Raw genomic sequence first — 22,073 nt, forward strand, 5'->3', positions numbered from 1 at the left:
CTGAAAATGAAAAAACTGCTATTGTCATTCTTCCTATTTTGTGTTGCAATTGTTTTTTCGCAAGATAAAAACAACTTCCCGAAAGAGGAGAACAATCTCATATTACAGGCTCCTATCGGTTCTTGGGATGAAGCAATTCCGTTGGGTAATGGACTTACAGGCGGACTTTTATGGGGAGGAAAAAGTACAATAAAACTTTCACTGGATAGAGGTGATTTGTGGGATGAGCGCACCAATGGTCCAAAAGAGTGGTGGAAAACTCAAACTTGGGTTAAAGGGGGCAATATGTGGGAAGACGCATATTATGGAGCGTATCCAACCAAATTACCTGCCGGTGGAATCGAATTTACCTTGAATAACAACGCTGTCAAATCGTTTGAATTGAACAAACAAAAAGCAACTGGAATCGTTCATCTTGCGAATGGGAAACAAGCCAACGTTTTTTTTAGCGCCATAAGACCGGTGGCAATATTCCGTATTTCGGATCAGGATTTGAAAGGATTCGAAGTCTTGAGTCCGTTACAGGTTTCTGCGAAATACAAAGGAAAATCAGCAGGACCAGAAAGTCATTCTGTGAATGCTTTGGGCTATCCCGAAGCGACAAATAGTTCGGAAGGTAACTCCAAATGGTATCTACAGCAGGCCGCCGAAGGGTTGGTGTATTGTGTGTATACCGAAACCCGTCATCTGAAAGGGGAGTCAATAATCGCTATTTCCGTTACAACAAATCGTGATGGAGGCGACCCAGTGGCATTAGCAAAAAAACATTGTGCAGACGCACTTAATAACGGAATCGATAAATGTTTTTCGGAACATGTAAAATGGTGGAAAGCATTTTGGGGACAGTCACAAATTATTCTGCCCGAAAAAAGGATGCAGGATTATTACACATTTGCCCGCTATTTATATGGCTCGGGTTCAAGAGGCGATGCTCCACCGATGCCTTTACAAGGAGTTTGGACTTCTGCGACTGGTAGTTTACCACCTTGGAAAGGTGATTATCACAGTGATTTGAATACCCAAATGACATATATCGCTTATCAAACTGCAGGAAATTTTGATGAAGGCAGCAGTTACCTGAACTTTCTTTGGAACAAAAGAGATCTTTGGCGCGCTTTCGCTAAAGATTTCTATGAAACGCCAGGATTGGCGGTTCCCGGAGTGATGACTGTTGCAGGTCAGCCTTTGGGAGGTTGGGGAGCTTACAGTTTGTCGCCTACGATGACTTCCTGGAATGCACACTTGTTTTACCTTCATTGGTTATACACGGCCGACGATACTTTCCTGAAAGAACGTGCATATCCTTGGTGCAAGGAAGCCGCAGAGTGTTTGCGAGGACTTTTGAAACTGGATAAAAATGGCAATTTAAAATTATTGAGATCTTCATCTCCTGAAATATTTGGGAACAAATGGTTGGAACCAAATACCAATTACGATTTGATGAGTATGAAAATGCATTTTTTGGCTGTGGCCGAAATGGCCGAAGCACAAGGATTGACTGCCGAAGCGAAATCTTGGAATGAATTGGCTATCAAATTAGGCGATTTCCATGTTGCTTCCGATGGAGAATTGATGTTGGATTCAAAACTACTTTTGAGAGAACATCATCGTCATCTATCCAATATAATCGGGATTTATCCTTTCAATCTGATCACTATTGAAGGAAGTAAGGAAGATCAAAGAAGAATCAATACTACTTTAAACCGCGAGGAATGGAACGCACCAAAACATAACGAATGGTGTGGTTATTCTTGGGCGTGGATGTCCTGTATGCAGGCACGAGTGAGCAATGCGGAAAGTGCTTATCATCATCTTGATGTATTTGAAAAGGCTTATATTTTGAGAAACGGTTTCCATGTGAATCAAGATCAAACTCTTGATGCTCGTTACGGTTGGGGTGGCGGAAAGCCATTTACATTAGAGGGAAATTTTATCGCTATGCAAGCTATGCAGGAAATGTTGTTGCAGAGTTGGAGTGCAACACCTGGTAAACTTGATTCGGGGATTATTCGTATTTTTCCGGCTACGCCAAAAGAATGGGCAGATATCTCGTTTACAGATTTGAGAGCTGAAGGCGGATACAAAGTTTCAGGTACCAGAAAAGACGGGAAAATTACTTGGATTAGTATTACTGCAAAAAAAAGAGGAACTGTAAAAATCAAAGATAATTTTGAAGGGCAAACGCCTAAATGGAATTCTAAAGAAGTAAAATTTCAAAACGGGATCTATGAAATTCCTGTGGAAAGGGGTCAACGATTAGAAGCGCAGTTTTAAAGATTTCTTTTAAAGAAGCTACTATCAATATTAAAAATTTATGACGAAAATTTTTCATTTTTTATTTTATACTCTGTTATTGAGTTCAGCGACTGTACTATCGCAATCTGTCATTTATGTTTCTCCGAAAGGAAATGACAAGGCAAATGGTAAAAAAAATGCACCATTGCAGACAATACAGTGTGCTATTGACAAAAGCCATAAATCAAACGGGAATGTGATTATTGAGCTTTTCGGGGGAAATTATGCTATTGATAAAACAATCGTAATCCAAAAAAATAATCTTATCATTCGACCTTTTGAAAATCAAAAAGTTTCGATTTCGGGTGATGTCACTATTCCTTTATCAAAAATGGGAAAGATAAAGGACAAAAAGGTTCTAGATCGAATCGATAAAGATTTTCAGCAAAAAATAGTTGCCATCGATTTTCAATCATTGGGTATAAAAATTGACGGTTTACATTCTGTTGGTTTTGGACGACCTTCGGATATTGGTTGGAGTGAACTCGTGGTTAATGGCGAACCCTTGCAACTTTCGAGATGGCCCAATAATTCGATGGAACCCATTGGAAAAATTTTAGTCAGTGGAAATGAGAAAGACAAAAAAGAAGGGAATTTACCCATTTTTCAGTTTAAAACAGATAGACCAAAACGTTGGAAAAATGCCAATGAGATTTGGTTGTCAGGTTATTTTGCACACGGTTATGCCGATGATATGATAAAAGTGAAGGAAATGAATTTGGAAGACAACACTTTCCACATGAATGATTTTACTACTTATGAATTTATGACCGGAGCGGCTTTTCGCCAATGGTTTGCCTTTAATTTATTGGAAGAAATTGACCTTGAAGGTGAATATTCTATAGATGAAAAAGAACAGAAAATGTATTTTTTGCCAAAAGGTAAAATCAGTGAGTTGAAATTATTAAGAATGAAAGAACCTTTGATGGCGATTGAAAATTGTGAAAATGTTTCTATCCAAAATATCACTTTTGAGAATTCAAGAGGAATTGGAATTTATATTGAAAATGCCAAAGGGAGTTTGATAGACGGCTGTACTATCCGAAATATGGGAAGTGTTGGAATTTGTATGGGAAAAGGAAATTTACCAGAAATAAAATCAGATGACCATTCGATGGAGGGAGGCGGTGAACAAGCTTCGCGGATCATAGGGAGTATGATGGGAGTTATGTACAAGAATACTGTATTGGACCGTCAGGCTGGTACAAATAATGGTGTGAAAAATTGCCAAGTTTACAATACTGGAGGAGGGGGAATCATCCTTAGCGGAGGAAATCGTCTTACTCTAGAAAGCGGAAATAGCTTTGTTGAAAACTGTAAAATTTACAACTACAACCGAATTGAAAAATCGTATCGACCTGGGGTTTGGATTGATGGTGTTGGTAATAAAATATCAGGTTGCGATATTTTTAACGCACCAAGTATGGCTATTCTTTTTCATGGAAATGAGCATATCATCGAATATTGTAAAATCACCAATGTGTGTACTGAAGTCGATGATCAAGGTGCTATTTATTACGGAAGAGACCCTTCGGAAAGAGGAAATATAATTCGCTACAATTATTTCAAAGAACTGAGTCCTAAACACAGGGTAACAGCTACCTATCATGATGATATGGCTTGTGGGTCCGAAGTTTACGGGAATATTTATTTTAATGCGGGTTCATTGCCTGTGCTTATTGGCGGTGGGAAAGACCATCACTATTACAATAATATTTTTATTAATTCGCCTACAGCAATTCATATCGATAATAGAGGTGAAAACTGGGCGAAAGCGATGTTTGACAAGGATGCCATTATTGATCAAAGATTGAAAGCAGTTAATTACAAAGAAGCTCCATATGCAACCAAATACCCCTTATTGGTGAACTATTGGGAAGAAGGAGCCACTAAACCAATGCGTAACGTTATTGATGGTAATTTGTTTGTCAATATTGGAAATGTTCTTGACGGAAAATCGTCTTGGGGTGAATTCTACAACAATTGGATGACCAATGGAGATGCAGGATTTGTGGATAAAAATGACCCATTGAAAGGTTTCAAAGAAAATGCCGAAGTATTTCAAAAAATAGAAGGTTTTCCAAAATTACCTTTTAACAAAATGGGGAGTACGCTGAAGTAATTAGATAAAAGAAAAAAGAGAAAAGAACCAAGATAGAATTAAATTGAAATAATAATGAGGAAAATAATTTTTACAATGCTGCTGGGAACTTTGATTTTTAGTAATAGTATCACAGCACAGAAAATCGAATTTTTTAATCAGGTAAGAGTAAATCACGATGAAAATCGGAAAGACTTTTCAACAGACAGTAACGGTAATATCTATTACGGTGGTGGCCAGTATGTGTTCAAAAAAGTGACCTTTCCGAAACAGCAATTAAACACCAAAGCCGAAATCAGCGTAACTGTAATATCTGGTGGAGATCGTTACGATCGTGCGGGATCTATTTATGTGCTTCCTGTGGACAAAAACAATTCGCTGGAAGATTTATTAAAAAACAAAAAGTTTGCTTCTAATGAATTTACCAAAATCAAGACGGTTGTTCCAGAAGGGAATTTTGCACCAACCGTTGAATTAATGCGTTTTATGACGACTTTTGGAGTTGGTTTTTTTAGCAATGATTCGTTGCAGCGCAAGCCTGTTTACATTCCGTATTGGGAAAGAGAAGTGAAATGGAAAGAAGATATTTCTCAATTCTCAACCTTATTACAAGGCGAAGTTTGGATTGGTGTTCACATTGGGAACTACACCAAAGGCGGTCACATCGTAAGTGCATCAATAAGTCTTACGCCAAGCGAATTGAGTTGTGATATTGCCAAAAATAAAGTGGTTGTACCGATATTAAACACGGATCCTTTTGGAACCAACCAAGGAAACGACGAACTTTTTGCTTATAAAGATTTTCAGGTGGAATTCAATTTACCAAAAGGAGCGAAAAAACCAAAACTGTATTACATGACTACAGGTCACGGCGGTCATGGTGAAGGTGATGAATTTGTCAAAAAACAAAATATCGTAAAAGTAGACGGTAAAAAAGTAATCGATTTTATTCCGTGGAGAGATGACTGCGCCAGTTTTCGCAGATTCAATCCAGGTACAGGAGTTTGGTTAAGAAAACGAGTAGCACCCTATATACAAGAGGACAAAGGGACTTATACCACCAAAGAAATCGAAGAACCTATTGCGAGTAGCGACCTTAGTCGTTCGAATTGGTGTCCGGGAAGTAATGTTCCCCCGATGATTGTCCCTCTGGAATTGAAAGAAGGAAAGCATTCGTTGATTTTCAGTATTCCGGAAGCCCAAAAAAATACTAACGGAACTTCAAATCATTGGATGGTGAGTTCATATATTGTTTATGAACTTTAAAATTTTAAATCATTTCAAAAGAATAAATAATTATCAAATGAAAAAAGCATTTTTACTTTTACTGTTGCCATTGTTTTGTCTGGCACAAGTACCTTACCGAGTTTCGCTTATCCCGAAACCTCAGAAAATTAGTTTTAGTGAAGGCGGATTTACTTTAAAAAATGGTTCGACTGTTGCCGTTACCGATGCTAGTCTTGCGCCTTTGGCATATTATCTTGTGGCGACTATCTCGAAAGAAAATGGTTTGGATTTGAAAATTTCAAAAGGCACAAAAGCTGATATTACACTTTCATTGGGTTTTAAAAATGAAAATGCGGAGGCTTATAAAATGGAGGTTTCTGCTGAAGGAATTGCCATTAGCGGAACTTCACCAGCTGGAGTTCTAATGTCGGTGGCTACTTTACGACAGCTGATACCCATTGGCGTAAGCCAAACCAAAGTACAGTTTTTGACAATAGAAGATTTTCCAAAATACAGTTATCGAGGAGCGCATTTGGACGTAAGTCGTCATTTCTACAGTGAAGACGAAGTCAAACATTTTTTGGATTTGATGGCAAGATACAAACTGAATAAATTTCACTGGCATTTGACCGACGATCAAGGTTGGAGGATTGAAATAAAAAAGTATCCGCTGTTGACCGAGAAAGGAGCTTGGCGTAAATTGAATAATCAGGATAGAGATTGTATCAAATTAGGCAAAGAACAAGATAATAGAGATTTTAATTTGCCTAAAGAACATTTAAAAATCATTGGAAATGATACACTTTATGGTGGGTTTTATACTCAGGGTCAAATTAAAAGCGTGGTAAAATATGCCAAAGAAAGAGGTATTGATGTTTTGCCCGAAATCGATATGCCGGGTCACTTTATGGCGGCGATTATTGGGTATCCTTATCTTTCCTGTAAAGGCGGAGCACATATGGGAACTACTTTTTCTGACCCATTATGTGTTGGGAATGATAAGTCATTGAAATTGGTCAAAGAAATTTACACCGAAGTAGCAAGCTTGTTTCCTTATGAGTTTATGCATTTAGGCGCTGACGAAGTGGAGAGAACCAATTGGGCAGCATGTCCAAAATGCCAAGCAAAGGTTAAAAAGGAACAATTAAAAGGTGTAGAGGAATTGCAGGCTTGGTTTGTTCACGACATGGAAAAGCATTTCAACAAATTAGGCAAGAAACTGATGGGGTGGGACGAGATTTTAGATGGTGGATTATCACCAACAGCAACGATCATGTGGTGGAGAAATTGGGCGCCAAAAGCAATACCAACCGCAACAGAGCAAGGTAATTTGGCAATTTCAAGTCCGTGTTTCGAATTGTATTTCGATTTACTCGAAGGGCCAACTTCATTGGAATCGACTTATTTGTTCGAGCCATTGAAAGGGCTTACGCCAAAACAATCCAAGAATGTGATTGGAATGCAGGGGAATCTTTGGACAGAAACCGTTCCGACAGTACGTCGTGCTGAACACCAATATTTTCCAAGATTCTTTGCACTTTCGGAAGGAGCTTGGAATGGAGGAAAACGCAATTGGGAAGAATTCAGAAGCAGAGTAGTGAGCGAAATCGAATATCTTGATGCCAAGAAAATCAATTATCGTGTTCCGAATCTAACTGGGTTCAACGATTTAAATGTTTTTACGGAAAACGAAACAGTAACGGTAAATTGTATTTTGCCAAATATTACTGTAAGGTATACAACCGACGGCTCGATTCCACATGCGAATTCAACAAAATATATTTCTCCATTTACGGTTTCTGAAAGTACAAAATTTAGTTTCAGATCATTTCGAACGGATGGAAGCGGCTCGGAAGTGTATAAAGCTGAATTCCGCAAGGAAAGTTATTCAAAATCTTATGAGGGAGCTTTTACCGGCGATGGAATTGTGGTAAAAGAATACGAATCGAAATCAAAGAAATGTGCTGAAATCAAGAACAGCAAGTTGGTTAAAGAATCTAAAGCGGAAAGCATGGAAATGCCAAAAGATTTCAAAGGATTTGCCGGACTGATTTTTGAAGGCTATTTTGAAGTGAAAGCTGATGGTGTTTATACTTTTGAATTGGCTTCGAATGACGGTTCGATGTTATATGTCGATAATGCAATGGTTATTGACAACGATGGCCCTCATGGAAACAAAGCAAAGACAGGACAAAAAGCTTTGGCGAAAGGGTGGCACAAAATGGTAGCAGAATATTTTGATTTGGATTCAGGAGGCAATTTTTCTGTGAAAATCAAATCGGCAGATGATAAAGGATTCACGGTGATGACTAATTTTAAGAATTAAGCGAGAATTAATAAGAATGTGGAGTGAGTTGAATCAGAAACTTTTTTGAGTGAATTTGTCAAAATTAAAAATGTAAAGCTGATTGCTAATAAAGATCTTGTTTCATTTTATTAAACAGATATCATCACGATATTTGATAGAAATTTAGGTGTTTTTCGAAACCTAAAAGCAAGCGAAAACACCAATGGCTTATGTCGCTTTTGCAAAATGGCCAAAAGCGGATGTGAAATCGGGTAAAGTGGTGTTGTTGAAAATAAATAGCAATGGAAGTTTGGAAAAGTACAGTGTTAATTGAATTTAAAATAATTATGTTAAATTTAAATCGCAGAAAGTCATCTTAAACAGTTATGTACTTTATAATTAAAAACGGGGAGTGGGTATTGGATTGAGTAAAATTGAAATAAAAAACAATAATTTATTATGAATAATAGGAACAAATGGATTTTTATGACATTGCTTATGGGTGTATTTTCTATGGGATACGGGCAGTCTCAAAACAAAAATTACACTTTTCGTAATCCAGATTTGGAAATGGAGGTCAGAATCAAAGACTTAATTTCCAGATTGACGCTTCAAGAGAAAGTGAGCATGATGAAGCATCAATCTCCTGCGATTGAGCGATTGGGCATACCTGCCTACAATTGGTGGAATGAGGCACTTCACGGAGTTGCACGTACCACTGAAAAGGTAACCGTTTTTCCTCAGGCAATCGGGATGGCTGCCACTTTTGATACAGAAGCTCTTCAGAAGATGGGGGATATAACTTCTTCGGAAGGGCGTGCACTTTTTAATGAGGATCTTCGAACTGGTAAAACGGGATCAATTTATAGAGGGTTAACTTATTGGACTCCGAATATCAATATTTTTCGTGACCCTCGTTGGGGCAGAGGACAAGAAACGTATGGCGAGGACCCATATCTTACCGCTAAAATGGGATCTGCAATTGTAAGGGGATTGGAAGGGAATGATCCTAAATATTTGAAATCGGTGGCTTGCGCCAAACATTACGCGGTACATAGCGGCCCTGAGTATAACCGACATTCTTTTGATGCAAGAACATCTACCTATGATTTGTGGGATACCTATTTACCTGCTTTTCGCGAACTCATTACAAAGGCAAAGGTTCATGGCGTGATGTGTGCCTATAACCGTTTTGACGGTCAGCCTTGTTGTGGAAACAGTAAATTATTATCGGATATTTTGCATAAGCAATGGAATTTTGATGGCTATGTAACTTCTGATTGTTGGGCAGTAAGCGATTTTGCACAATTCCACAAGACACATGCTAATAATACGGAGGCGGTGAGTGATGCCTTGCTTAGCGGAACAGATCTGGAATGTGGTAATTTATACCAACTGTTGGAACAAGGAGTAAAACAGGGATTGCTTTCAGAGCGAGAGATAAACGTTTCCTTGACTCGTCTTTTTAAGATTCTTTTCAAAATTGGAATGTTCGATCCTGCAGACAGAGTACCTTATGCTTCTATAGGCAAGGAAGTGATTGAAAGTGCAGCACACAAAAAGCACGCATACGAAATGGCACAAAAGTCGATGGTGTTGTTGGAAAATAAAAAAAATGTGCTTCCGCTAAATTATTCCAAAATTAAGAGAATCGCTTTAATTGGGCCTAATGCTGATAATGGACATAGCCAATTAGCAAATTATTTTGGTACGCCAAGTGAGATTGTAACACCATATAGCAGTCTCCAAAAACGTTTTGGCGGGAAGATTAAAATCGATTATATAAAAGGGGTTGGTATTGTAGATAAACTGAAAGAGTCACCTTCATTTGCACAAGTGGCTGCACAGGCCAAGAAATCGGATGTGATTATATTTGTAGGTGGGATCAATGCCGATTATGAAGGAGAAGCGGGTGACGCCGGTGCGGGTGGTTACTCAGGATTTGCCAGTGGAGACCGAACTACTATTGCATTGCCGACGGTACAGACCGAACTTTTGAAGGAATTAAAAAAAACAGGACGTCCATTGATTGTGGTTAATATGTCGGGATCTATTATGGACTTTCAATGGGAAAGCCAGAATGCCGATGCGATTTTGCAAGCATGGTATGGAGGACAAGCAGCCGGAGATGCCATCGTTGATGTACTTTTTGGTCAATACAATCCCTCGGGACGTATGCCATTGACAACTTACAAGAGTGATAAAGATTTGCCAGCTTTTGAAGATTATTCGATGGCAAACCGAACGTACCGTTATTTTACTGGAGAAGTTAGATATCCTTTCGGTTATGGTTTGAGTTATACAAACTTTAGTTATAGTTCGTTGGAGAATGATCCTGAAGTCCAGACAGGAGCAACCATTCAAGTGACTACAACCGTGAAAAATATTGGTAAAATGGATGGTGATGAGGTTGTACAATTGTATCTGATTCATCAACAGGATAAAAATAAAAGAACTCCAATTCATTCCTTAAAGGGATTCAAGAGGATACATTTAAAAGCAGGTGAGTCCGCGAAAGTGAGCTTTAGCCTTAGTCCGGAGGAACTCGCCTTGACTGATAGCGACGGAAATCTGACTGAGAGTGCTAAAAAGGTTGATATATATGTAGGAGGTGGCCAACCAAATAAATCAGCAGGTAGTTTTAGTGCTGTTGATATAAAAGGCGAGCCTTATAAAGTATTCTGATTTTGTCCGAATGTTAGATAATTCTTTTGTAAAGAGGAGAAGTAAAAAAAGTAGTACAATGATTTTCGCAAAGGATAAGAGATTTTAAGTTTTGTTAAAAAAGTCTAATTTTTGAATCAGATTTGGCTTTTTTTGGGAATATAAAGTTTTTACGGGATTCTGATTGTATGTTAAAAAAGAATGCAGAATAATTAAATTGTATATGTTTTATATGTAGGGCATTGCGAATTTAATTTTGAAGAATTTGTACGAATAAAAAAAAATATTTTTTTATGAAAAAAAAATACTAAAACGTTTTTGTAAATCGTTTTATTCTATATATTTGTTAAAAATAACTTAACTTGAGTTTAAGATAGAATTAACGTTTAATGTAATTATAATGGTTACACGAAACAAAAAGGAATTAAGGATGGCGATACCATATTCCAGCAAAAATACAAATATTATCTGCATATGAAAAAAATGATTACTATTAAAGATATCGCCAAAGCAGCAAACGTATCGGTAACAACGGTTTCGTTTGTTTTGAATGATAAAGGGGAGAAGATGGGAATAAGTACAGAAGTAATCAAGAAAGTTATGAAAGTAGCTGAAGATATGAAGTACAAACCCAACATGATTGCCAGTAGTTTGAGAACCGGTAAGACAAGATCCATCGGGTTAATTGTAGAAGATATTTCCAATCAGTTCTTTTCAGAATTAGCAGGAGTGATAGAAAGTGAAGCAATAAAATTAAACTATAGAGTGTTTTATTGTAGTACAGGAGGAGATGATTTACGTGCGGTTGAGTTGGTTAATAGTCTTTTGCAGGCAAATGTTGATGGTTTTATCATCACACCTACCGAGAGTATGAAATCTACGATTGATCGATTGCTAGAACTTCAACGCCCGGTTGTTTTAATTGACCGTTATTTTGAAGGACAAAACGTAAGCCATGTAGTACTGGATAATTATGAAGGAGCGCAAACAGCTACTCGTTATCTATTGGAAAAAGGATATAAAAAGATAGCTTTTGTAACCAATCTTTCGGGATTAGTTCAAATGCAGTTAAGAAAAAAAGGATACGAAGAGGCTTTGAAAGAAGTAGAGCTGTACGATGATTCCCGTATTCTTGATTTGGAATATCATATCACTGAAGAAGAACGAATAGAAAAGATCTCTGAGTTTTTGAAAAACTGTACTGATGTAGATGCCGTTTTGTTTGGAGCAAATTATTTGTTGCTTGCAGGTTTACAGTCATTTAGAAAATTAGGTTTGAAAATACCTAAAGACAAAGCAGTAATCAGTTTTGATGATCATGACAGTTTTAGATTGCATTCGCCTTCTATCACGGTAATGTCACAGCCAATTGAAAAGATTGCAAAAAAAACTGTAAAGTTGTTGATGATGCAGATGAATGAAGGAAGCAATTATAAAATTGAGAAAGAAAAGAAAAAAGGAAGCTTAATTATAAGGGAATCAGTTTGATAAACTGTGAACCTTTTTTTTTAAAAGAAAAGCTAAAACGATATAGTAGAATTTGAAAAATGATTCAGAAAATTAAACAGAATATTAAATTAAAAAAAATGCTTATGATGTAAAAAGAAGTAAAAATAGGTTGATCAAGAAAACTAATTATTACTAATCCTAACAAGGAAAATAGATAATAAAAATTAAAATTTTTTAGTATTCCTTTTTTTTAATAAAAATACTAAATCCTTTTAGTTAACAACTCAAAACAAAACCAAAAACAAAATTAATTATGAGAAAACTGTTATATGAATCGCTGTTAGTTTTTATAATGGCATTGTGCTTCCAGGGGGTGAACGCACAAAACAAAACAATCTCCGGAGTAATTACCGATAATGCAAACATGCCCGTTCCTGCTGTTACAATTAAGGAAAAGGGAGCAAAAGAAGGAGGAGTTATTTCCGACGAGAACGGACAATTTAAAATTTCTGTAAAGGAAGGAGCAACTATCATAGTAAGCTCAGTAGGTTTTAAAACTACGGAATTAAAAGCTGTTGATGGTATAAAAATCAAATTAGCGACAGCTACAAACGAACTTGAAGGTGTTACTGTTACAGCATTAGGGCAATCCAAAAGGAACAAATCGATTGGATATGCAACTAGTATAGTTAAATCAGAAGCAATCGTAAAAACAGCATCACCAAACGTTGCTAACGCTCTGTATGGTAAAGCACCGGGTGTACGTGTTAGTTCTACGCCAGGTGGAGCTGGAGCAATCAATATCCAGATTCGTGGGTTGAACTCTATCACGGGGAAAAATCAACCGCTTATCGTTCTTGATGGTGTGCCAATTCGTGATGGAGAGGTAAGTAATAATAACTATTGGAATGATTCACGTGTTAGAAGCAATGGTTTAGCGGATATTAACCCAGAAGATATTGAAAATATTTCTATTCTTAAAGGGGCTTCTGCTGCTGCTTTATACGGTTCTGAGGCTGTAAACGGGGTAGTGTTGATTACTTCTAAATCAGGTAAAGGGAAAAAAGGATTAGGTATTGATTTCAGTACGAGTTATTCAAATAACGAAATAGCATATTTACCAAGATTCCAATATGAAAGAGGTCCTGGATATGCTAACCCAGCTTATTCTACTTCAGCATTTTTGGCTCCAGACGGTTTTGCTCATTATGATACAAATGGTGATGGTGTTGCAGATACAAGAGGAGTTTCAAATGGAAGTTCTAACTTTGGTATGTGGTTTGATGGCCAGCCTATCATGTCTTGGGATGGTGTAGTTCGTCCTTATTCTGCTCAAAAAGATGGATACAAAAATTTGTTCCAAAATTCTTGGGATGGCGTAACAAACGTTGCGGTTTCTAACAATACAGATAATAGTAGTACTCGTTTTTCATATACACATAATGAATCACAAGGTTTGAGTATGGGTAATAAAAACAAAAAAAATACCTTAAACTTGAATACATCATTCTATACGGGTAAAAATTTGAAAACGGATGTGATTGTAAGTTATATGAATCAAAATGTTCATAACCGTACAGTAGCAATGGATCGATTGGTAAATAACTTTACTGGTATGATTAGCCCATTTGATAATGGTGATTGGTACAAAGCCAAATACCAAACTAGTTTAGGATACAAATATGTAAGAGGTACAGATCAAAGTTTAACTCCAAACGAGAACATCATTCGTAATGGTTTCAAAGCGGATATTGGTGATTATTTTTGGAATACAAATGCCAATCAACAAGACGAGATTACAAACCGTTTGATTGCAAGTGTTACAGAAACATATACTATTTACCAAGATTTGAAAATACGTGGACGTGCTTCTACTGATTTAACTTCAGTAAATGTAGAATCTAAAAATCCAGTGGAAAGACCTTTGGTTTATGGATTTGGACCTGGCTCTTTTGAAATGATTTCCCAAGACTATAATATTCTTTATGGTGATGTGATGTTGACTTACAGCAAAAAAATCAATGAGGATTTCGATTTTGGAGCCGTAGCTGGTTATACTGCAACAAAGGAAACTGGTTCTTCTTTATCAAGAGCTACTAATGGTGGTTTAAGTGTTGAAGGCTGGTATGATATTAATGCATCTGTGAATACACCTACAGGTACTTCTTCAAGATATGAAGTGGTAAAAGATGCTGTTTTTGGTACTGTGAATGGTAGCTACAAAAACTACTTATTCTTAGAAGGAACAATAAGAAAAGACCGTACTTCTACCATGAATCCTAACAACAATGCCTTTACTTATCCTTCTGTAAACTCCTCTTTTGTATTGTCTGAGGCGATTCAATTACCAGAAGTAATTAATTATGCAAAGTTGCGTGCTTCTTGGGGTATCGTGGGTAATTATCCAGAAAAATATCTTGCTAACGTAGCTTTCCAACAATCTACATTAGGAACTCAAGGAACGACTGCTCCAGTATTGATTACTAATTCGATGGCAAAATATGGAAATGAAGGTATCAAACCAGAGATGAAAAACGAGTATGAGCTTGGTTTTGAAACTAAATTCTTTGACAGACGATTAGGATTGGATGTTTCTTACTATAATGCACATGTTTATGATCAAATCTTGGATTTGACATTGGCACCTACTACAGGGGCTAGTTCTATCTTGGCCAACGTAGGTGAATTAAGAAACCAAGGGATTGAAATCGCTTTGACAGGTTCTCCGATAAGAACAGAAAATTTTTCATGGGACATTACTTTGAACTGGGCCAAAAACACTAATAAAATCTTAAAATTGGCTAATGGTGCAACTGAATTATTACATGCTGACTATGATGGATCTGCTGCTCAATTGAAATCGGTAGTAGGTGAGCCAATGGGAGGTATTTATGCACACCCTGTTAAGACAGATGCTAATGGTAATAGAATGGTTGATTCTAATGGATTCCATATGATTGATGGAGATAAATGGGAGAAATATGGTACTGCTATGCCTAAAGGTGTGGGAGGTTTAATGAATACATTTACATATAAAAATTTCACTTTAGATGTGAATATTGATTATTCTTACGGAGGTTATTTGATGCCTACAGGTATTAACTGGATGAAATCTAGAGGATTAACTGAGGAAACTTTGAACTACAGTACAAATGAGCGTGGAGGTTTAACTTACTATAAAGTTGGTAGTCAAGGGATTCAAGTTGATAATAGTGCTACTCAAGGGCCAAACGGTGAAACATTATACCGTGATGGTATGTTGATGGATGGTGTGACTGCAAATGGAGCAACCAATACTAATGTTATCTCTCAGGCAGGTTACTATAATATGACTTACAACTGGGGAGGTCCTCAATACAGTAGCTCACGTTATGAATTGTATATCCAAGAGAATAATTATGTAAAAGTAAGAGAAATGTCATTGGCTTATAATTTGCCAACTGCTTGGGCTAATAAAATTGGTGCAACTAAATTAAGTTTTTCTGCTTTTGGACGTAACTTGTTTTATATCTACAGAACAATTAAGGATATGGATGCTGAGGGAACTACTGCTGGATCTAGATGGTCTCAAAACGTAAATAATGCAGGATTAACTCCATCTACTAGATCTTTTGGAGTAATGCTAAGAGCATCTTTCTAATTTGATAAATCATAATTTAAAAAATATAACATGAGAAAATTATTATATATATCATTAGCGACAGTGGCAGTCTTTCTTGGCTCTTGCTCGCAAGACGATTTTGCTGATGCATACAAAGATCCGTCTACGGTTACAACAACTACTGTGCCGAAACAGTTTGCTGGGTTTATGAAAATAAACTATGAGGATGTAATTCCATCCTATTGGAATTACTTTACAGTTATAAGAACGACTTCTTTAACGTACACTCAGGCACATGGATTTACAAATACAACTGGTCGTTATGTTCCTGGAGCTGCATCATTCGACAGATGGGGAAGATATTACAAATTCATTACTCAATATAGAGAGTTAGAAAAAGTGATGGCTTCTTTGCCTGCTGCTGAACAGGCAGACAACAGAATTTTCACGATTGCTTCAACTATTTATTTGTACGATCATACTGCAAAAATGATTGATAACTTTGGGGATATTCCTTTCTCTGAAGCTGGTAGAATTAGTTCAGTTGGAGGTAATTATAGTAACGCATCTGCTAAGTACGATAATCAAACCGAACTTTATACCATGATGTTGGATCAATTGAAAGCTTTCTCTACTGAATTGAATTCAGTTACCTTGTCTCCTAAGGCTGAGTTGGAATTCAAAAATCAAGACTTGATTAATAAAGGAAACTTGGTGAGTTGGAAAAACTATTGCAACTCTTTGCGTTTGAAACTATTGAACAGAGTTTCTGCAGTTCCTGCAATGGCAGCAAGAGCAAATACTGAAATTGCTGAAATCATTGCAGAAGGAAAAATTGTAGATGAAAATGCAGAAAATATTGCATTTAGAGTTTACACTCAGGATACTGATTTGGACACATCTGGATTTATAGATGCTTTAGAGTCTTGGAACAATAATATTGCTCCAAAACCTATGATTGATCACATGAATGCTAATAGTGATCCTCGTAAAGCTTGGTTGTTTGAACCAGGACAAAACGCTGCTGGTGTATACACAGGACTTGATCCGTTGTTGAATTCTGGAGTACAAGATCAATTAATAGTAGATGGTAAGATTGCGGTCTATAATCGATCTGTAATCAGTAGAAACGACTGGTTGCCTGGAACATTAATCAATGCTGCCGAGGTGAACTTGCTTCTTGCAGAGTACTACTCAAGAAGTGGTAATGCTGGTACAGCAAAAACTCATTTCGAGAAAGCGATTAGACAATCAGTTGAGTATTATGTAAGATTAGGTGATAAAGCTGATATTCTTACTTGGAAACCAGCTACCGAGCCTACAGTTGCTGAAGTGGATGCTTATATTGCTTTAATCAACTTTTCTGGAGCTGCAACACCAGTTGCTCAATTGGAGTTAATCGCTTTCCAAAAGTATATTCACTACAATATAATGCAAGCAGACGAATCTTGGGCTGAACAAAGAAGATTAAAACTTCCTGTTCTGTCATTCCAAGAAGATGAAACAAGCAGTATCAGAAAAACACCACCAACACGTTGGACATATCCAGGTTCAGAGAATACATATAATACTGAGAATTACAATGCTGTTAAAGCAAATGATAATTTAAGTACCAAAATTTTCTGGGACGTAAAATAATTGGTTTTTTAAGTTTATTTGGTTAGTAATGAGAAAACCCCTGAGTCGAGATGTATCTTGATGATGGGGTTTTCTTTATTTAAAATTTAACCCTTTGGCAGTAATTCATAAAATTTTATTTAACACATAGAAACATAGATTTTATTGGTCTTAGATACCATTTAAACCGAGATTGCGAAATAGAAATAAATTCCTTTAAATGCTCAAAAATGACACAAAGATTGGCAAAGAAACAAGCATTTTTGAGATTGAGTTTAAAAAACTTTGTGAATCTTTGCGAATCCTTCGCGTCTCTTTGTGAAATAAAGTCTAATGCTTTTTCTGGGACAATAGTTGAGTGTTGAGATCTTTCAAAAAAAAACGGCTAACCTGTGGTTAATTTCACCGCAGATTAGCCGTTTTTTATTTACTAAGTTTTCCAGTTATTCTTTCTGAATCATCGCGCTAATAACTGAAATTCGGTATTAAAGAATCCTTTTTTAGTTTTGTTTAATAAAGACCAACGGTTGCTCATAGTTAGCAATAGCTGTCAGAGCATTGTAAATGTATTGGCAAACCAAAACCGCACCTTCGCTGTTAATCAAATCAGAATCGTCTTCTGGCGTATGGTATTGCGGGTGTCCGCCTGTGTGTAAACCAATAGCTGAAATGTCATTTTTGTAAAACGTCACATGATCAGAACCGCCCACATCACCTGCAAAAACAATCGGATTAAGTCCGCTGCCTTCTCCCAGTTTTTTCATCAGTTCAACTCCGCCGGGGAAAGTGCCAGCACCACCCATATAGAGTTCTTTTTTGTCGTTCAAGCGGCCTACCATATCCATGTTCAGCATTACTTTTACGGCAGTTTTATCTACAGGCAGGTGATTTACAAAATATTTGGAACCTAATAATCCTTCTTCTTCCCCGCTGAAGGAAATGAAGATGATACTTCTTTTAGTAGTGATTTTATCACTGTGGAATTTCTCCAAAATGGACAATAATGCCGAAACTCCTGAAGCATTGTCATCGGCTCCGTTATGAATTGCAAGCGTATCTTTTTTCTTGCTGCCAGAACCTTTTCCGCCCCATCCCCAGTGGTCGTAATGCGCTCCAATCACGATAAATTCCTTTTTTAGATTTTCATCAGAACCTTCGATATAACCCACAACATTTTGCGTGGATACGCTATCGGATTTCATCTTGTTGATGTCGGGTTTTATAAATATTTTGAAAGGTTGGTAATAATTGCCATCAAATTTATTCAAACCAAATTTTTTAAAATATTTTTTGATGTAAGCCGCAGCTTCGTTGTTGCCTTTGGTTCCGGCAAGACGTCCTTCTAATTTATCCGAAGCCAAATAGCGATCGTGTTTAATGAATTTTTCGGCAGAAAATCCAGACTGAGCATTACCTTTTTCAGTTGCCAATAAAGCAACAGCAGAAAGGATAAGAATTTTTTTGAACATTGTATTTCGAGAATTAAAATTTGAATATAAAATTGCTGTATAATTTTGAAATTTTACTGTATTTCCATTTCGATTATCGTATCGATTGAATCGATTTTTACTCCATCCAAATACACAAAGGTTCCTTCAGTTTGTTGTTTGAATTTTAGCTCTTTTTTGCTGTTCATCAAATAACATTTTTTGATTTTTTGTTTCATTTCAGGGATAAAAATATAACCAGCTTGTTTCGGTGCGTTAATGATGTGTGCGTACCAAATTTTATCTTTGGCAGTAAATACACCCCAATCTTGGCTCTTCATCACGCCGCCTCTTGTTCCGTAAATGCTGTTTCCGTTTTTCTGCATCCATGTTCCTATTTCTTTCAAAGTTTCTACAAATTCGGGTTGGATGGAACCATCAGCCATTGGACCAACATTCAAAAGGAAATTGGCATTCAAACTGGCCGCATTTATCATATAATGAAGTAATTCTTTGGTCGATTTGTATTTTCTGTCATTGATGTTGAAACCCCAGGAGTTGTTCATCGTCTCACAGGTTTCCAAAGGCAATTGAGAAACGGATTGACCGCCAAATCCAGATGTGTTTCCGCCCGGTAAATCTTTTTCAAAAGCCTGAAAATCTTCTCCCGGAAGTGGAGTAAGATGATGATTGTTTGAAATCAGACAGTCGGGTTGAAGCGAGTGAATCAATTTGTAAATTTCATCATATTGCCAATTTACTTTTGATAACAATGTTTTATCGGTGTCATTGTCCAATTGATCCCAATGTCCATCAAACCAGATTCCTTCAATTTCCCCATAGTTGGTCAATAACTCTGTCAATTGTCCTTTCATAAAACGAATGTAGCTTTCCCAGTCGCTTTTTTGGGTTCTGCCTGTGCCTTTTCCTGTTTTTCCGGTTTCGTATTGGTAGTCGGTTCTCGTCCAATCCAAAAGAGAATAATAACAAAACAATTTAATGCCTTCTTTGTGACATTCGTCAGCCAATTCCTTTAATAAATCTCTTTTAAAATGTGTATTTGTAATTTTCCAGTCGGATAATTTGGTGTCAAAATTGCTAAAGCCATCGTGGTGACGTGTGGTGAAAGTGATGTATTTCATTCCTGCCGATTTCGCGATTCCAACCCATTTCTTGGCATCAAAATCTTGCGGATTGAATGCATTAATCAACCTTCCGTATTCGGTTACTTTGATGTTTTGGTTGTTCATAACCCATTCGCCATTTCCAAGAACGCTATATGGTCCAAAATGAATAAACATTCCGAATTTATTGTCCTGAAATTCTTTTCTGTTCTTCAAGTTTCCATCAGTAGGGTTGTATGTTTGTGCCTGCATTTCCATCCAACTCATCGAACAGAACATCAGGCTAAGTATTATTTTTTTCATTTTTATGTAATGGTTTAAGTTTTAGAAATAGGCATTGAAACTTCAATTAGCTATAAAATTCGGATGTGTTTAATTTTCTCCAATCAAAAATCCGGAAACATTCCAAGCACTGCTGCTGTTGCCTTCTGGTTTCCCTATCGGGATAGAAACGCGTATTGTATGTTTTCCAGGGGAAAGATTTCCTAAATCAATCAAATTTGGATTTGTTGTTGTACCCGGACACCAGTTTGAACGGCTCAAATCCGATGAGGATAATCCGTTGCCAAAATTTCCTGAAGCTGGATTGCTCAATCGGTATGAACCGCAATCAGTGCGCCAAGGTGTGAATTCAAATACTTCCTTTCCGTCAATCAGAATGGTGTTCTTCTTCTGCAAAAACTCATCACCGTTTTCCCAACCTCCGTGACCGGTTGTGGTGTAACTCAATTTGAAACTTTTGTATCCTTGTGGTACTTCAAAAGTCATTTCGAGTCCTTTTTCGTTGTCAAACATTGTAGAGTATTCCTGTCCCGCCATTTCCATTACGTTCAACGTATTAAAAAGAGGTAAAATGAAATTGTCTTTGGGGTTGTTATCTTCCCCTTGGTGAATCGAGATGTTCAAACTCGCTTTGTGACCACCTGCATCATAATTCCCTATAAACATTCCTATATATACTTCTTGATTGCTTAATTTGGGTTGTAATAGTGAGATTTCCTGACGATAGATGACACTGTCTTGCCAAGCTTTATTTTTTAGTTCTAAATAGTTGAAATGCTTCACGCCAAAAGGGGTGAAAAAACGCATCATTTCCAATAAAGGTGTATAATCATTCGTTGACACGACACCTTGATATTTTTTTCCGTTTCCGTTTTCATAAACTGGCAATGTGTTGGCTCCATTTTTCAATCCATCAAAAAAGGACTGTTTTTTATCCATTGGAATCATAAAAACCGAACCGGTTCTGTCGTAAGCATCACCATTCGATTGTTGGGTAACATCAGCATAAATGGTACTTCCTTTTTTTATTTCAGGAAATTTTATTTTTCGAACAATTACTGTTCCGCTTGCAAATCGGAAAATGCTGTCATTCGATTTGGCATCGGAAACAAAATGAATTTTTTCTTTGTTGAAAATGGGTATGTTCACAAAACGACTTTTCCAGAGTAAATCTTTATAGGTTAATTGGTCAACGGTTTGCACTTTAGGAATTGCCAAAATGGAAGGAATTGTTTTTAGATTCTCAATTTTAGTGGCAGTCAAAGTGCTATTTCCATTGCGGATGGTTTCGAGTACCAAACCTAAATTTTGTCCCAAAACTCCAGGCCCTCCTTTCAAGCCTAATTCGTTGGTGTACCAAATTTCAATTTTGTTGGAGTTTACCGAAGTAGTTGCTTTTTTGCAAGTGTAATTAAGGATTTTTTTGGTTTCATTGCTGAATTCAAATTTTTGTTTTCCCAAAGCTTCACTGTCTTGACTTAGAATTGATTTATCTTTTTTCAAGTCTGCCAATTGGGTAATGGTTTGCGCATTAAAATTAACAAAAGTCTGTTCGAATGGATAATCAGCTTTCTGTTGCATGATTTTGTCAGTCGTAATTAAACTCAAGTCTTTGGAAGCAAAAATAAACATCAAATTTTGGTTTTCAACTATTTTTCCGTTTGAACTTCTTTGATATGTAATTTTAATTGCTTTTTGTGCAAAAGACATCGTAATAGCACAAAATGTCAATAAGGTTAATATGGTTTTTTTCATGTAATTGTTTTGTTTGGATGGTTAAGAAAGAAAAAAATGATAGAAGCGCCTAAAACGTTTTACCAAAAAACAAATATAATTAAATACTATATATAAAAGTAGCGTTAAGTAATATAATTATTTGAAAACATTATATGAACATATTGTTTTTTTTTATTAAAAAAAAAGATGATTTTGTTCACTTATTTGTTGAAAATCAATTCATTTGCTATAACGTTTTAGGTTTTAATATAATTTATATGAG

The 22,073-nt window shown here is 36.6% G+C and carries 11 protein-coding genes; 8 read left to right on the plus strand and 3 right to left on the minus strand.

Annotation, left to right across the window (positions count from 1 at the left end):
- Positions 1–6 precede the first annotated feature (6 nt).
- From B0E44_RS02700 to B0E44_RS02735, 8 genes are all read left to right on the plus strand, one after another.
- Positions 7–2,274, plus strand: a complete 2,268-nt coding sequence (locus B0E44_RS02700) for a glycoside hydrolase family 95-like protein (protein ID WP_077370668.1) — start codon at positions 7–9, stop codon at positions 2,272–2,274.
- Positions 2,275–2,314: 40 nt separating this feature from the next.
- The gene (locus tag B0E44_RS02705; protein WP_077370669.1) at positions 2,315–4,417 is read left to right on the plus strand and encodes a right-handed parallel beta-helix repeat-containing protein; all 2,103 of its coding nucleotides are present in this window, start codon (positions 2,315–2,317) and stop codon (positions 4,415–4,417) included.
- A 54-nt stretch (positions 4,418–4,471) separates the two neighbouring features.
- The gene (locus tag B0E44_RS02710; protein WP_077370670.1) at positions 4,472–5,662 is read left to right on the plus strand and encodes a peptide-N-glycosidase F-related protein; all 1,191 of its coding nucleotides are present in this window, start codon (positions 4,472–4,474) and stop codon (positions 5,660–5,662) included.
- Between the two features lie 37 nt (positions 5,663–5,699).
- Positions 5,700–7,949 carry a family 20 glycosylhydrolase gene (locus B0E44_RS02715; RefSeq protein WP_165688758.1) on the plus strand — a complete coding sequence of 750 codons (2,250 nt, stop codon included), beginning with the start codon at positions 5,700–5,702 and terminating at the stop codon, positions 7,947–7,949.
- A 420-nt stretch (positions 7,950–8,369) separates the two neighbouring features.
- Complete coding sequence (locus B0E44_RS02720) at positions 8,370–10,595, plus strand: glycoside hydrolase family 3 C-terminal domain-containing protein (RefSeq protein WP_077370672.1); 2,226 nt, start codon at positions 8,370–8,372, stop codon at positions 10,593–10,595.
- Between the two features lie 462 nt (positions 10,596–11,057).
- Positions 11,058–12,062, plus strand: coding sequence for a LacI family DNA-binding transcriptional regulator (locus B0E44_RS02725; RefSeq protein WP_254423234.1), 1,005 nt, complete (start codon positions 11,058–11,060; stop codon positions 12,060–12,062).
- Between the two features lie 274 nt (positions 12,063–12,336).
- A complete protein-coding gene (locus B0E44_RS02730) occupies positions 12,337–15,663 on the plus strand; it encodes a SusC/RagA family TonB-linked outer membrane protein (protein WP_077370674.1) in 3,327 nt (1,108 codons plus the stop codon).
- A gap of 30 nt (positions 15,664–15,693) precedes the next feature.
- Positions 15,694–17,262, plus strand: coding sequence for a SusD/RagB family nutrient-binding outer membrane lipoprotein (locus B0E44_RS02735; RefSeq protein ID WP_077370675.1), 1,569 nt, complete (start codon positions 15,694–15,696; stop codon positions 17,260–17,262).
- A gap of 479 nt (positions 17,263–17,741) precedes the next feature.
- Here B0E44_RS02735 and B0E44_RS02740 read toward each other — a convergent pair whose 3' ends face one another.
- The 3 genes from B0E44_RS02740 to B0E44_RS02750 form a co-directional block, all read right to left on the minus strand.
- On the minus strand, positions 17,742–18,710 hold the full coding sequence (locus tag B0E44_RS02740) for a M20/M25/M40 family metallo-hydrolase (RefSeq protein ID WP_077370676.1): 969 nt from the start codon (positions 18,708–18,710) through the stop codon (positions 17,742–17,744).
- Positions 18,711–18,763: 53 nt separating this feature from the next.
- A complete protein-coding gene (locus B0E44_RS02745; RefSeq protein WP_077370677.1) occupies positions 18,764–20,095 on the minus strand; it encodes an alpha-L-fucosidase in 1,332 nt (443 codons plus the stop codon).
- A 69-nt stretch (positions 20,096–20,164) separates the two neighbouring features.
- Positions 20,165–21,829: a GLPGLI family protein gene (locus B0E44_RS02750; protein ID WP_077370678.1), complete on the minus strand. Its 1,665-nt coding sequence runs from the start codon at positions 21,827–21,829 to the stop codon at positions 20,165–20,167.
- Positions 21,830–22,073: the final 244 nt, after the last annotated feature.

The sequence above is a fragment of the Flavobacterium sp. A45 genome (assembly GCF_002001005.1).
Taxonomy (GTDB): domain Bacteria; phylum Bacteroidota; class Bacteroidia; order Flavobacteriales; family Flavobacteriaceae; genus Flavobacterium.